This is a genomic window from Pseudoalteromonas sp. C2R02 (assembly GCF_018860845.1).
Taxonomy (GTDB): Bacteria; Pseudomonadota; Gammaproteobacteria; order Enterobacterales; family Alteromonadaceae; genus Pseudoalteromonas.
Genome location: NZ_JAHKQC010000037.1, coordinates 101,406 through 116,593, shown reverse-complemented (window position 1 = coordinate 116,593; position 15,188 = coordinate 101,406). Strand labels below are relative to the sequence as shown.

Annotated in this window: 9 protein-coding genes; 6 read left to right on the top strand and 3 right to left on the bottom strand. The window is 35.6% G+C overall.

All coding sequences use genetic code 11. The features are described 5' to 3' along the window. Nucleotides 1-2: 2 nt before the first annotated feature. Nucleotides 3-1,199 carry a multidrug effflux MFS transporter gene (locus tag KO527_RS16935; protein ID WP_216041471.1) on the bottom strand — a complete coding sequence of 399 codons (1,197 nt, stop codon included), beginning with the start codon at nt 1,197-1,199 and terminating at the stop codon, nt 3-5. Between the two features lie 396 nt (nt 1,200-1,595). On the opposite strand from KO527_RS16935, the gene KO527_RS16930 reads away from it, so the two are divergent. Further along, nucleotides 1,596-2,393 (top strand): M48 family metallopeptidase, encoded by a 798-nt coding sequence (locus tag KO527_RS16930; protein ID WP_216041470.1) that lies wholly within the window; start codon nt 1,596-1,598, stop codon nt 2,391-2,393. A 53-nt stretch (nt 2,394-2,446) separates the two neighbouring features. Here the strand turns inward: KO527_RS16930 and KO527_RS26020 are convergent, their stop codons facing one another. Further along, on the bottom strand, nt 2,447-2,911 hold the full coding sequence (locus KO527_RS26020; protein WP_252733829.1) for a hypothetical protein: 465 nt from the start codon (nt 2,909-2,911) through the stop codon (nt 2,447-2,449). Between the two features lie 221 nt (nt 2,912-3,132). Between KO527_RS26020 and KO527_RS16920 the strand changes: the two genes are divergently transcribed. Beyond that, a complete protein-coding gene (locus tag KO527_RS16920) occupies nt 3,133-7,491 on the top strand; it encodes a response regulator (RefSeq protein ID WP_252733827.1) in 4,359 nt (1,452 codons plus the stop codon). Between the two features lie 90 nt (nt 7,492-7,581). On the opposite strand, the gene KO527_RS16915 is transcribed toward KO527_RS16920, so the two are convergent. Then, nucleotides 7,582-8,898, bottom strand: coding sequence for a Na+/H+ antiporter NhaC family protein (locus KO527_RS16915; protein WP_216041469.1), 1,317 nt, complete (start codon nt 8,896-8,898; stop codon nt 7,582-7,584). A 280-nt stretch (nt 8,899-9,178) separates the two neighbouring features. Here KO527_RS16915 and dapB point away from each other — a divergent pair, with 280 nt between their 5' ends. The 4 genes from dapB (at nt 9,179) to greA (ending at nt 15,152) form a co-directional block, all read left to right on the top strand. Next, complete coding sequence (gene dapB / locus KO527_RS16910) at nt 9,179-9,979, top strand: 4-hydroxy-tetrahydrodipicolinate reductase (protein ID WP_216041468.1); 801 nt, start codon at nt 9,179-9,181, stop codon at nt 9,977-9,979. 204 nt (nt 9,980-10,183) lie between these two features. Further along, nucleotides 10,184-11,317: a glutamine-hydrolyzing carbamoyl-phosphate synthase small subunit gene (gene carA, locus KO527_RS16905; RefSeq protein ID WP_216041467.1), complete on the top strand. Its 1,134-nt coding sequence runs from the start codon at nt 10,184-10,186 to the stop codon at nt 11,315-11,317. A 32-nt stretch (nt 11,318-11,349) separates the two neighbouring features. Next, entirely contained in the window at nt 11,350-14,568 is a 3,219-nt protein-coding gene (carB, locus tag KO527_RS16900) for a carbamoyl-phosphate synthase large subunit (protein ID WP_216041466.1), read from the top strand. 107 nt (nt 14,569-14,675) lie between these two features. Next, nucleotides 14,676-15,152 (top strand): transcription elongation factor GreA, encoded by a 477-nt coding sequence (gene greA / locus KO527_RS16895; RefSeq protein WP_042148798.1) that lies wholly within the window; start codon nt 14,676-14,678, stop codon nt 15,150-15,152. Nucleotides 15,153-15,188: the final 36 nt, after the last annotated feature.

Here is a 15,188-nt window from a genome sequence, read left to right as displayed (position 1 = left end):
AGTTATTCTTTTGATAAATCTCGCTGCTCATTGAGCCTTATTTTAAGTTGGCATAATACAATTAATATTACAGCTGTTAACATCAAAGATGAAAATGGCAAAGTATTTTTAACCCAAAATAGTGCAAGTAAAGGCCCTGCTAAGGCACCAATTCCAAATCGCAATGTGCCAATCACGGCCGTTGCTGTGCCTGATTTCTCTTCGAATCGTAATAATACTAGCGCATCTGAATTACTTGCCATAATGCCTAAGCTCATCATCAATGGTGCAAGTACTGTAATAGTATAATAAAGGCCAGAATCTAAAATACTGGTTGTAAATAATAGGCTTGCTGATATCACCGCTAGTAATAATCCTGCATGTAACATTTTACGAGAACCCACCTTGGGCACTAGCCGAGTATTTAAGAAGTTACCAAGCATAAGTGCAAGAACATTAAAGGCAAATAAAAAACCGAAGCGACTTTCTGATACTTGAAAATAATCTAAATATATAAACGGTGCTGACGTTAAAAAACAAAAGAAAGCAAATGAAGCCAATACTGAAGTGGTAATATCTAAACGCGCTTTTTTATTACTAAATACAGCTGAGTAGCTATCAAGGAAAAGACGAATACCTTTTTTATCGGATTTAGAAATCGGAATTTCAATAAAAAATTTTGTGACTAATAATAAGATTATTAGGCTATAGAGTGCTAAAACAATAAAGATACTCGACCAATGCCAGTAACCCATTAAAACACTGCCTATTGTGGGTGCTATTAATGGGGCAATCATCATGATCATTGAGACATAAGACATGCCTTTAGCGGTATCTTTTTGATATATGTAGCGAATAACGCCAGGAACAACAACGGTTGCCGCAGCGCCGGTAAATGCTTGTATGGCTCTAAAAATAAAAAACACTTCTATTTGTCGCGTTAAGGCTAATACCAAAGAGCTAATGCAAAATCCGCTTAACCCAATCACTGCAAGTTTTCGTCTACCAAATTGATCGGCTAGCGGGCCGAAAAATAACATTCCTAAGGCATAACCCGCTAAATAAATACTTAAAGACATTTGAATATTACTGATAGGTGTATTTAAATCTTGGCTCATGATTAGCATTGCAGGTAAATACATATCAATCGCCAGTGGCGTAATTGCAACTATGCTTGCGAATAAAGGTAGTAATATTCGCTTATTAAAAACATCATTCATTTGAGCTTCTTACTGAGAAAGAAAGTTGAGATCGCGTATCATACTCTTCGATATTTAAAGATAGTAGATAAAATTAGTTTTTAATTGTATTTATAACTAAGCTACTTCAAGATGCGAGTTTCAGTTGGAATTAAAAACGATTTAGACAAGGCATTGGTTGTAGTGAATAATCGTTCCCTTATCAAAATCAATAACGCTGAATAAATCGATTTTAAACCAACCTTTTAGGCCTTTCACAGGAACTTAACTCTCTACGTTCTAACTTTTTAAAGGGAGTAACCATTTCTGCATCGTGAGGCAGTTTGGGTATATGTGTGTTTTTTCAATACAGTATATACCGAATCTTTAAACTGATTTAAAATAGCAGCAGAATTGGTTTAATGATGGAATTATTTGATGAAAAAAACAGTTATTGCGCTAGTGACATTAACAGCGCTAGCAGGATGTAAAACATCGCCGACTGGCAGAACACAAATTGCTTTATATTCAGATAGTGAAATGAATACTATGGGTGTACAAAGCTTTAATCAGTTAAAAGATCAAAAGCCTATTAACTCAGATAAAAAAGTAAACCGTTATGTGCAGTGTGTTGCTGATAATGTCATTTCTGTATTACCAAAAAAATATGCGGCTCAACAGTGGGAAGTCGTTGTATTTGAAGATGATTCCGCAAATGCATTTGCACTACCTGGTGGTAAAATAGGTGTTCATACAGGTTTATTGAAAATAGCGACAAACCAAGATCAATTAGCAACTGTATTAGGCCATGAAGTAGGGCATGTGATTGCTGAGCATTCAAATGAGCGTGCATCACAAGGTAACTTACTACAATACGGTATGCAGGCAACAAACGCTGTTTTACAAACTCAAAATGTAAAATATCAAGCTCAAATCATGTCAGCTTTAGGTGTAGGCGCACAATATGGCGTTGTTTTACCATTTAGCAGAACACATGAAACTGAAGCCGATAATGTAGGTTTAGATTTAATGGCTAAAGCGGGATTTAATCCAAAAGAGTCAGTGACTTTATGGCAAAATATGGCAAAGGCAGGAAGTGGTGCTACACCAGAATTTTTATCTACTCACCCAGCACCAACAAGTCGTATCAGTGAACTTAGAGCAAGAATGCCAGATGCAATGAAATTCAAAAATGCTGCATCACAATCAGGTTTAAAACCTGGTTGTAAAATATAAATTATTTTTATGAATAATATATGAAGGCGTATCAGATATACGCCTTTTTTTATTTAAAATGTATAATTAAGAGAAAAAATAAACACATCAGTTTGAATAGCAGTTTCTATACCAAAACTTTTGTAGTGAAAATTAATTGTTGGAGATATAAGCGGGGTTATGCCAAAAAGTTGAACGCTATTTTCTTCTTTTGTATAGCCAGTGATCCCCCCAAGTCTATAACCGACATCAATCCAATCATTATAATGCCATTGTTTATGATATGACAAAACGTAAGAGCGATTATCAAAGCTGTTTATCATAGTAGATACTTCATATCCTTTATATTTTATTCCCCAAATATAATTATCTTGATTTCTGTTTCTGCTACTTAAATGATAAGTCCAACCTGCATAAGTAATAGTTACATGGTCAGTGTCAATCTGAGTTTTTAGATCATATTCCTCTATAAGGTTAAACATCGCTACTGATGAAAACGGTACAAAAAGAAGTAAGCCACCAAAATAATATTTATTCATCTAAAACCAAATAAGTCATCTTTTATAATAGCTTTGATAATAGATAATTAGGTGTCTATAAAATGTCTCTTTAAAATGAATATTCACTCTGATTTAGTTAGCTAAATAAATATTGGACTTTGTATTTTAAAAAGTAAAAACAGCTAATAATCAATCCTTCAAGCTGTAAAAATAAACTACTCTTAATGAGTGCTTGTTTAATTTTAGATTAAAGGAAATATATGCTACTTAGTAATGCTGCCATTGGTAAAAAGCTGGGAGTGGGCTTTGGAATTTTAATTTTTATGCTTTTGGGGATCATTTTATTTGATAACTCCACGACGACCTTTACACAAAAAAGCTATCAAAATTTGATCAATAAAGATTTTGCGATCACAGATCAAGTATCCAAAATTCATATTTCATTATTAGAATTAAGGCGTAGAGAAAAAGATTTTATTTTGCGTGATGACATGTCTTATGTATCAAAACATGAAGATGAAGCGCTCAAACTTTATTATGCAATCGATTCTCTTTATAAATTAGCATGGCAAGCAGATCGCCCTGAGGTCATAAACTCAGTCGAATTATTACGGCGTAATGCTGATGGTTATATTGATAATTTTAATAAGCTGGTTACCAGCAAACAAGTAATGGGCTTAAATCAAAATTCAGGTATTCAAGGGCATTTTCATGAACAAGCATCATTATTAGCTAAAACATTAGACGGCCATAATATCGCAGAGCTTTTTCAAGAATACTTATTAATGCGCCGTTGGGAAAAGGACTTTGTAAGAACCAAAGATGAAAAATATAAACAAAGTTTATTAAGTACTATCGTTAACTATCAAAACTTGCTTTTAGTGAGTCCCGTGCAGGAGCAGTCTAAAAAAGAGCAGCAGAAGGCATTAAAGCAATATGAATTAACTTTTAAATCATATCTTGCTAGTAAAGGTAATACTGCAGTTCAAGAATATGAAAATATTCGAAAATTAGCGCATGACATGGAAGGAGCCATAAATCAGGTCTTTATTCCTAATGCTGAAGCCTTGATATTAGAGATTAGAAATAGTGAAAAAGATTATCTACTACATAGAAACCCAAATTTCATTGTAAAAACTCATGACGCAATTGTCATGCTAAAACAAAGAATAGCTGCCTCAAGTGTTCATAAACAGCATGAAATTAAATTAATACAGTACCTCAATAGTTATGAAACGGCTTTTTCTAGCTTAGTATCAGAAGAAAAAAAATCACTTGAGTATATCGCTAATTTACGTGATGCAGCCCATAAAATGGAACCTGTTTTAATAGCAATAGCAACATCGACTTTAAAGACCTCAGAGGTAACCCTTGCGAATACCTTGTTAAAAACCAAAGAAGGTCAGTATTATTCTTTATTAGCTGGTGGAATTATTTTTGTTTTGGGTTTGTTTACAGCCCTATTTGTTATTCGTTCAATTAGAACGCCAGTAATTGAAATGATGGCCGTGGTAGATAAAATAGCCAAAGGTGATCTTAATCAAAAACTCCCTTCAGATAGAACGGATGAATTAGGAAAACTTGCCATTGCATTTAACTCAATGACTGACTCATTAAATGATGCTGCAGATCAAGCTGATGCGATTGCCGATGGTGATTTTAGTGTAGAGATTATTAAGAAAAGTGACCAAGACCGTTTGGTTATTGCTTTAAATGAAATGAAGAATCAAATTTTAGAACGAAACAATACAATGATGAAGAGTGAGGCATTACTTCAGCAATCTAATCAGGACTTAAAACAACAGACCTTACTGAAATCACAAATTTCAGCTATTACAGAGCTGTCTCAGGGGGCAACGGAGTTGCAACTATTAGCAGATAATATTATCTCAAAGTTAGCTGAAATGATAAATGCAGGATTTGGTGTGTTATATATTAGTCATCTTGATGATTCGGAGCCTTATTTAGAGCTTATGGGGAGTTATGCTTTTGAAAAACGTAAAAGAGTACAATCAAAAATCACCATAGGAGAGGGCTTAGTAGGTCAATGTGCTAAAGAAAAGAAATCTATTTTATTAACACAAGCTCCAGTCAATTATATCCAAATTAATTCCGGTCTAGGTGAAGCTGAGCCGCTCAATATTTTGGTTATTCCAATGTTATTTGAAAAAAATGTGATTGGCGTGATTGAGTTGGCATCATTTCAAGAATTTACCCCTTTGAATAAAACCATGTTAGAGCAAGTTGCTAATAATACAGCTGTGATTATTAATAACATATTTAGCCAACAAAAAACGAAGCAGTTATTAGGTGAAACTCAAAGCCAGTCCGAAGAATTAAAAGTACAACAAGAAGAACTCAGAAGCTCAAATGATGATTTATTAGAACAAACTCAGCTATTAAAAAAATCTGAGGAGGAGTTAACACAACAAAGTGAAGAGTTAAGAGTATCAAACGAAGAATTACTTAATAAGCAAGCAATGTTAAAGCGTCAAAAAGAAGTGGTAGAGGCATCACAAAAAGATTTAACAATTAAAGCAAAAGAATTAGCTTTAGCCAGTAAATATAAATCAGAATTTTTAGCAAATATGAGCCATGAGTTAAGGACACCACTTAATAGCCTCTTGTTATTAGCTAAAAGTTTAGCAGAAAATAAAAATAATCATTTAGATGATTTAGAAGTTGAAGATGCAAATATAATACATCGTGGCGGTATGAATTTATTAAGTTTAATTAATGATATTTTGGATTTGTCTAAAGTAGAGGCTGGGAAGTTAACAATACACAATGAAAAATTGAGTTTGAATTCCCTTGTTTCTAATTTAAAAGTGATGTTTTTACCGATTGCAAAAGATAAAAATCTGGAGTTTATTATTAAACTAGATGATGCTATTCCTAAAATCTTCCATAGCGATGGCCAAAGGCTAGAACAAATTCTTCGTAATTTATTATCAAATGCGCTTAAGTTTACACAAACAGGTTCTGTTACTTTATCTATCTTTAAACCAGATGCGGATATTAAATTTAAAGCTTTAAACTTACAGCCGCAAACAAGTTTAGCATTTGAAATTAGTGATACAGGTATAGGTATCCCTGAAGATAAATTAAAAGATATATTTGAAGCTTTTCAACAGCAAGACGGCTCTATCACTCGAAAATACGGTGGCACAGGGCTAGGTTTAACGATTGCCCGCGAATTGGCAAAATTGTTAAAGGGTGAAATTCAACTCTCCAGTGAAGAAGAACAAGGCAGCTGTTTTACATTATTTTTACCTTTAAAATCAGAAAAATCGGAAGCACCATCGCTTGCAAAAGAACAAGTAATAAAAAATATTGATATCGAAAAAATAGAACCGCCGTTATTAAAAGGATATAAAAATGAAGAGGATTTACCGAGCTTTATTAGCGATGACCGAAAGAATATTAATGAGATTGATAAATGTTTACTGATCATTGATGACGATGCTAACTTTGCAAAAATATTGCGAGATTTTGCAAATAAAGAAGGGTTTAAATGTCTTGTAGCTGGTGATGGCCGAAGCGGAATATACCTTGCTCAACATTTTGCACCTCATGGCATTATTTTAGATATGAGATTACCAGATATTGATGGCGAGCAAGTGTTAGAGCAGTTGAAATTTAGTTTAAAAACCCGACACATCCCTGTCGAAATAATATCAGCACACCATGATAATGAGCATCAACTGTTACAACATGGTGCGATAGGATTATTAACTAAACCTGTAAATGAAATACAAATAAAGCAGATCTTTGAAAAAATCTCAGATATTAACCAAAATAAAGTAAATAATATTCTGTTCATTGGCCCAGAGAAGGACAACTTACAAGCGACACAAAAATTATTAGAGAAGACTGATATAGATATAAAGTGTATTGATTCGGGTGAAAAAGCATGTAAAGAGATTATTTCAGGAAATTATGACTGCCTCATTCTTGATTTAGTACTGCCAGATATCAATGGCCTTGAAGTGCTTAAGCGAGTCAGTGAAGTTAAAAACTTAACCTTGCCTCCCGTTATTATTTATACGGATAAAGATATTAGCAATGATGAAGAGATACAATTATTAAAGTACTCAGCTTCAGTTGTTATTAAAGGTGATGGAAGTACAGAGCGACTACTTGATGATGTTTCTTTGTTTTTACACAATATTGATTCACAATTGCAAAAAGAAGATCACAATGTTATTCAACGTCTGCATAATGAAAATGAAATGCTAAAAGATCGTAGAGTTTTATTAGTTGATGACGACATGAGAAATACCTATGCACTATCAAAAAAATTATTTGATTTGGGATTTGATGTTGAAATGGCAAATAATGGTCAAGAAGCTTTAGATTTACTCGTGCAAGAACAACCGTTTGAGCTTATTTTAATGGATACTATGATGCCTGTAATGGATGGCTTTGAAGCGACGGAAAAAATTCGTAAAATGAAACGTTACAAGCAAGTGCCTATTATTGCACTGACAGCTAAAATCATGCCTGAAGATAGGGAGAAATGCTTTAATTCAGGTGCGTCTGAATACTTAAGTAAACCAATTGATTTTGAAAAATTGATATCAATAATGCGGATCTGGCTGTTTAAGCCACATAACTAAATTCATTATTTTAAATATTAGTAAATAAAAAAAGAGCAGGTATTATGCTCTTTTTAAGTTTCAGTATGACTGCTTATTTTAAACTGTGTTTTAAGCTTTTTTGTTACTTCTAAAACAAATAACTACAATGGCAGTAATCGCTAATATAAAGCAGTAATATGCGGAAGTTGAAACCTCCCATGGCGATAATCCAAATGTAGCACCTAATAACAATGCTTGAGCACCATAAGGTAATATTCCTTGAACTACACACGCAAAAATATCAAGTAAACTGGCAGAGCGTTTCGCGCTTACGTCACCGTCTTGCGCTAGTTTTTTAGCGATAGGACCAGAAACAATAATGGCAACAGTGTTATTTGCTATACATAAATTAGAAGCAAAAACTAAAGCTGCAATACCAAATTGGTCAGCAACTTGTCGGTTATATTTAGCTATTACCTTAGTCACACCTTGAATCTTTTTGGCAATATAATCTAAACCACCATTAATGCGAATAAACTCTGATAACCCACCTATCAACATAGATAATAGAAATATTTCTTGCATGCTCGTAAAGCCTTTATAAATATCTTTTACAAAAGTGCCGGCCTCATAATCTCCTGTAAAACCAATCAGTGCAGCAAATAAAATACCGCTAATTAACACTGCAAAGACATTAAAACCCATTACAGCTAATATCAGAATAAATGCATATGGTAATACTAAGAGTAAATCATAGTCTTGAATATCAATTGCCTGAGATTGTGGACTCAGAATAAAGAGCAAAGTAATGGTTAAAATAGCCGCAGGAACAGAAATAGATAAATTTTCTTTAAATTTATCTTTCATTTCACACCCTTGTGTTTTTGTTGCCGCAATTGTTGTATCAGAAATAATTGACAGGTTATCACCAAATATAGCACCAGATATCACTGTGCCTGCTACTAAAGAAGGGTCGATACCAGTCTTAACTGATACAGCATAAGCAATTGGCCCAATTGCACCAATTGTACCCATCGAGGTACCCATAGCAGTTGCAATAATACCTGAAATTAAAAATAAACCGGGCAGTAAAAGTGCTGCAGGTATGACATCAAGTCCTGCATTAACAATAGCGTCAACCCCACCAGTTGCACCAGCAACAGTAGAAAATGCACCCGCTAATAAATAAATTAAACACATGGTAATAATATTACTGTGCCCAGCGCCTTGAACAAAAGTTTCAACAGATGAATTGATTGTTTTTTTGTTAAGAAAAAACGCAAGTAAAATAGCGGGTAAAATTGCAACAGGAGCAGGTAGTTGATAAAAAGCATAATCAACGCCATTAGCTTGTAAATAAAGTCCAGTACCTAAAAATAGACTGACAAATATTAATAAAGGAAGCAAAGATAACTTAGCTTGCGTTTTGTTGTAATCAAGTTGCATAAACAGCCTATCAATTATTATTGTTTTCCTATTGTTTACTGAATTTGTTTGAGATTTCAAGCGAAACAAAGAAAAGGAAGCACATAATATAAAATTTGGATGTGGAAATGTATAGACGTCTAGATGTTTTGTCAATCAAATCTTGTTAGACTAGCTTGAAATAATTGGCAAAAGGATATTTCAAGCATGAGATTTGTTTACCTCTAATATTAATAGACTCTAGCCGGGAAATTTATAAACGGGTAAAATATTACCCATCAAAATACAATGGAAATAATAAATGAATCAAATTGGAATTTTTGGCGCAAATGGTCGCATGGGCCAAGCTTTATTAGAAGTTGTTTCAAAAGATCAACATAGTGAGGTAACAGCTTTTTGCCGTTCGGGTTCTGAGCATATTGGCAAAGACTTAAGTGCAACTGTTTTGGGCGCTAAGGGTAATATAATACTGCAAGATGAAAATACAGCAGATGACAACCTTGATGTGCTAATAGACTTTACACTACCACAAGGCTTAAAAAAGCATTTAGCGGATGCAATAAAAAACAAAACGGCTATGGTTATTGGTACGACAGGTCTTACTCCTGACGAAATGGTTGAACTTGAACAGGCAAGTAAAGAAATTCCAATTGTTTTTTCACGTAATTATAGTGTGGGCATTAATGTTTTACTTAATTTAGTAAAAACAGCCGCGACGACTTTAGGTGAATCAGTAGATATAGAAATATTTGAAGCGCACCACAGACATAAAATTGATGCGCCATCAGGTACTGCGTTAGCGATAGGTGAGTCTATTGCAGATGCAAAAGGCTGGGATCATAATGAAGTCGCAAAATATGACAGAAGTCAGGATGAAGTTGAAAAAGGCCAAAATGAAATAGGGTATTCAGTGGTCCGAGCTGGTGACATAGTTGGTGAACATACGGCTTATTTCGCAACTATGGGCGAAAGACTTGAATTAACTCACAAAGCAAGTTCGCGCATTACCTTTGCACAAGGTGCTGTAAGGGCTGCGGCATGGTTAAAAAATCAACCAGTTGGACTTTATACTATGCAAGATGTGCTAGGTTTGACACAGTAAACTGTTTTTTATAAGGCTTTAATGCCTTTTTTTGTTCGAAACGTCTATTTTGGGTTTTTTATCATTTTTAATTAGACCTTTTGCGGTTTTTATTCTAAAATACGTCGGATTTGCCAAATTTTTGTTTTATGTGTCTTTAAATGCTTTATATGTGTTGTGAATCGTCAGTTTTCACAACGGATATTTCCCTGTTAGGAGGTTAACTTGACTAAACCCGCTTTGTTAGTTTTAGAAGACGGTACAGTATTTCGCGGTACTGCTATTGGTGCTGAAGGTATTTCAGTTGGAGAAGTAGTATTTAATACGTCTATGACGGGCTATCAGGAAATCCTGACTGATCCATCATACGCGGAACAAATTATTACTTTAACTTACCCACATATCGGTAACACAGGTACTAATAGCGAAGATGAAGAAGCGAATAAAATCTGGGCTAAAGGTTTAGTAATTCGTGATTTACCTTTATTAGCAAGTAATTTTCGTAATGAACAGTCATTAGATGAATACTTAAGACAACGCAATATTTTAGGTATTGCTGATATCGATACACGTAAACTTACACGTATTTTACGTGATAAAGGTGCGCAAAACGGCTGTATTATCGCTGGTGATATCGATGAAGAAAAAGCATTGGAAGCAGCAAAGTCATTCCCAGGTCTTAAAGGAATGGATTTAGCAAAAGTAGTAACAACAGCTGAAAATTATCAATGGACTGAGTCAAGCTGGACATTAGGTAGTGGTTTTAAAACACTTTCTGAAGAAGACACAAAATTTCACGTAGTGGCTTATGACTTCGGTGTTAAACGTAACATATTACGTATGTTAGTTGACCGTGGTTGTAAATTAACGGTTGTACCAGCACAAACATCTGCTGCTGATGTATTAGCATTAAATCCAGACGGTATCTTCTTATCAAATGGACCTGGTGATCCAGAGCCGTGTACATATGCAATTGAAGCAATTCAAAGCTTTTTAGAAACTGAAATCCCGGTATTTGGTATCTGTTTAGGTCACCAATTATTAGCTTTAGCTTCAGGTGCTAAAACAAGCAAAATGAAATTCGGTCACCACGGTGGTAACCACCCAGTTAAAGATTTAGATAAAAATGTTGTGATGATCACTGCACAAAATCATGGTTTTGCAGTTGAAGAAGAGAATCTTCCTGAAAACTTACGTGCAACACATAAATCTTTATTTGATGGCACATTGCAAGGTATTCATCGTATAGATAAGCCTGCATTTAGCTTCCAAGGACACCCAGAAGCAAGTCCTGGTCCTCATGATGCTGCGCCATTATTTAACCATTTCATCGACTTAATGCAAGCTCGTAAACAATAATTTAAGACTGATACTTTAGGAAATAGAGAATAATGCCAAAACGTTCCGACTTAAAAAGCATACTTATCTTAGGTGCAGGTCCAATTGTAATTGGTCAAGCCTGTGAGTTTGATTACTCTGGCGCACAAGCATGTAAAGCATTAAGAGAAGAAGGTTACAGAGTTATCTTAGTTAACTCTAACCCTGCAACAATAATGACAGACCCAGAAATGGCTGATGCAACATACATCGAGCCAATTCACTGGGAAGTTGTTGAAAAAATTATCGCTAAAGAAAAGCCATGTGCTGTATTACCTACTATGGGTGGTCAGACTGCGCTAAACTGTGCGCTTGATTTAGAAAAACACGGTGTACTTGAAAAGTACAACGTAGAAATGATTGGTGCGACAGCGGATGCAATTGATAAAGCTGAAAACCGTGAGCGTTTCGATGCGGCAATGAAAAATATTGGTCTTGAATGTCCAGTAGCTGAAATTGCACACTCAATGGAAGAAGCAAAAGATATCAATACGCGTATTGGTTTCCCTTGTATCATTCGTCCATCTTTCACTATGGGCGGCACCGGTGGTGGTGTTGCTTACAATATGGAAGAATTTGAAGAAATCTGTACTCGTGGTTTAGATTTATCACCAACAAGTGAATTATTGATCGATGAATCATTAATTGGTTGGAAAGAGTATGAGATGGAAGTTGTTCGTGATAAAAACGACAACTGTATCATCGTATGTGCAATTGAAAACTTTGACCCTATGGGTGTTCATACTGGTGATTCAATCACAGTAGCGCCGGCACAAACTCTGACAGATAAAGAATACCAAATTATGCGTAATGCTTCTTTAGCAGTACTACGTGAAATTGGTGTTGAAACAGGTGGTTCAAACGTACAGTTTGGTGTTAATCCTGAAGATGGCCGTATGGTTATCATCGAAATGAATCCACGTGTATCACGTTCTTCTGCACTTGCATCAAAAGCAACGGGTTTCCCAATTGCTAAAATCGCTGCTAAATTAGCAATCGGTTATACGCTTGACGAATTACAAAATGATATTACAGGTGGTAAAACACCAGCATCATTTGAGCCTTCAATCGATTACGTTGTCACTAAATTACCACGTTTCAACTTTGAGAAATTTGCAGGCGCTAACGATCGTTTAACTACGCAAATGAAATCAGTTGGTGAAGTAATGGCGATTGGCCGTAACTTCCAAGAGTCTTTACAAAAAGCACTTCGTGGTCTTGAAGTTGGCGCAAATGGTTTAACACCTATCGTTGACTTAGCTGATTCAAATGCAAAAGCTAAAATCATTCATGAACTACGTGAACCAGGCGCAGAGCGCATCTGGTACATTGCTGATGCAATGCGTTCAGGTATGAGCATCGAAGAGATTTTTGAACTAACTAAAGTTGATCTTTGGTACTTAGTTCAAATGGAAGATATCATCAAAGATGAAGCGACTATCTCTGAAACTGGCATGGCTGGTTTAAACAAGGCGTTTTTACGTAAATTAAAGCGTAAAGGTTTTGCTGATTCGCGTATCGCCCAAATCGCAGGTGTATCTGAAGCTGAAATTCGTAAAAAACGCTACCAATTAGATATTACACCTGTATACAAGCGTGTTGATACTTGTGCTGCAGAATTTAGCTCAGATACTGCTTACATGTACTCATCTTACGATGAAGAATGTGAAGCAAACCCATCAGATAAAGATAAAATAATGGTAATTGGTGGTGGTCCTAACCGTATTGGTCAAGGTATCGAATTTGATTACTGTTGTGTTCATGCTGCATTAGCAATGCGTGAAGATGGTTACGAAACTATCATGGTTAACTGTAACCCTGAAACGGTTTCTACCGATTACGATACTTCAGATCGTTTATACTTCGAACCAATTACATTAGAAGATGTACTTGAAATCGTTCGTATCGAAAAGCCTAAAGGCGTTATCGTACAATACGGTGGTCAGACGCCCCTTAAATTAGCGCGTGAACTTGAAGCGAATGGTGTGCCTATCATTGGTACTTCTCCAGATGCAATCGACCGTGCTGAAGACCGTGAACGTTTCCAACAAATGGTTGAGCGTTTAGACTTATTACAGCCTGAAAATGCGACTGTGACTTCAACTGAAGAAGCAATTGCTAAATCAGCTGAAATTGGTTTTCCACTAGTAGTACGTCCTTCGTATGTACTAGGTGGTCGTGCGATGGAAATCGTATATGATGAAGCTGATTTACGTCGTTACATGACAGAAGCTGTTTCTGCATCAAACGAAGCGCCAGTATTACTTGACCGTTTCCTTGATGATGCAATAGAAATTGATGTAGATGCAATTTGTGACGGAGAGAAAGTTGTTATTGGCGGTATTATGGAACATATCGAACAAGCGGGTGTTCACTCAGGTGACTCAGCATGTTCATTACCACCATATACTTTAAGCCCACAAATTCAAGATGTAATGCGTGATCAAGTAACACGTATGGCACTTGAGTTAGGTGTTGTTGGTTTAATGAATACACAGTTTGCTGTTAAAGATGGCGAAGTGTACTTAATTGAAGTTAATCCACGTGCGGCACGTACAGTACCGTTTGTTTCAAAAGCAACAGGCATGGAATTAGCTAAAGTAGCAGCACGTTGTATGGCTGGTCAATCTTTAGAGTCGCAAGGTATCGCAGGCGAAATCATTCCACCATATTACAGCGTAAAAGAAGTAGTACTTCCTTTCGCTAAATTCTTAGGTGTTGACCCAATCCGTGGACCAGAAATGCGTTCAACGGGTGAAGTTATGGGTGTAGGTGATAACTTTGCTGAAGCATTTGCTAAAGCACAGTTAGGCGCAAGCAACGTATTACCTCGTGGCGGTCGTGCGTTATTATCTGTACGTAATGCAGATAAAAAGCGTATTGTTGAACTAGCGCGCATCATGAAAGACTTAGGTTTTGATTTAGATGCAACTGGCGGTACAGCAAAAGCAATCGAAGCTGCAGGCATTGAAGTTCGTCATGTGAATAAAGTATTTGAGGGTCGTCCTCATATTCTTGACCGCATTAAGAATGAAGAGTATAGCTATATTGTAAATACGACTGAAGGCCGTCAGGCTATCGAAGACTCTAAAGTACTTCGTCGTGGTGCATTGCAACATAAAACAAACTATACTACGACGCTTAATGCTGCTTTTGCTAACTGTAGAGCAAATGCTGCTGATGACAGATCTGTTGTTACTTCGGTACAAGAACTGCACAAAAGAATAAAATAAGCTCCTAGAGTAAAACAAATATGCCTTTATTTTTCATTTTAAAGGCATAATTCAAATAACCTGAAAGTTGAATTTCAGGTTTTTTGTTATAAAAAATGGACAAGTTTATGCAAAAAATACCAATGACAGTTCAAGGCGAATTACTTTTACGTGAAGAGCTTGTTGAACTTAAAACTGTAAAGCGCCCAAGAATTGTAGCTGATATCGCAGAAGCGCGTGAACATGGCGATTTAAAAGAAAATGCTGAATATCACGCTGCACGTGAAGAGCAAGGTTTCTGTGAAGGTCGAATTCAAGAAATTGAAGCTAAGTTATCAAATGTTCAAGTAATTGATGTCACTAAAATGCCTAATACCGGTAAAGTGATTTTTGGTACAACAGTAACTATCGTAAATGTAGAAACTGATGATGAAGTAACCTATAAAGTAGTAGGTGATGATGAAGCTGATATTAAAAATAATTTAATTTCTGTTAATTCACCAATTGCACGTGGCCTTATCGGTAAAGAAGTTGATGATGAAGTAAACATTGCTACACCAAAAGGTAATGTTGGTTTTGAGATCATAGAAGTGCAATACGTTTAGGAATACCAATTCTAATAAATATGTGATCAATCTAAA

Excerpts from the sequence above, each read along its gene's own strand:
- dapB (WP_216041468.1), top strand. The coding sequence starts at position 9,179 with ATGAATCAAATTGGAATTTTTGGCGCAAATGGTCGCATGGGCCAAGCT.
- KO527_RS16920 (WP_252733827.1), top strand. The coding sequence starts at position 3,133 with ATGCTACTTAGTAATGCTGCCATTGGTAAAAAGCTGGGAGTGGGCTTT.
- KO527_RS16935 (WP_216041471.1), bottom strand. The coding sequence starts at position 1,199 with ATGAATGATGTTTTTAATAAGCGAATATTACTACCTTTATTCGCAAGC.
- KO527_RS16930 (WP_216041470.1), top strand. The coding sequence starts at position 1,596 with ATGAAAAAAACAGTTATTGCGCTAGTGACATTAACAGCGCTAGCAGGA.
- carB (WP_216041466.1), top strand. The coding sequence starts at position 11,350 with ATGCCAAAACGTTCCGACTTAAAAAGCATACTTATCTTAGGTGCAGGT.
- greA (WP_042148798.1), top strand. The coding sequence starts at position 14,676 with ATGCAAAAAATACCAATGACAGTTCAAGGCGAATTACTTTTACGTGAA.
- KO527_RS16915 (WP_216041469.1), bottom strand. The coding sequence starts at position 8,898 with ATGCAACTTGATTACAACAAAACGCAAGCTAAGTTATCTTTGCTTCCT.
- KO527_RS26020 (WP_252733829.1), bottom strand. The coding sequence starts at position 2,911 with ATGAATAAATATTATTTTGGTGGCTTACTTCTTTTTGTACCGTTTTCA.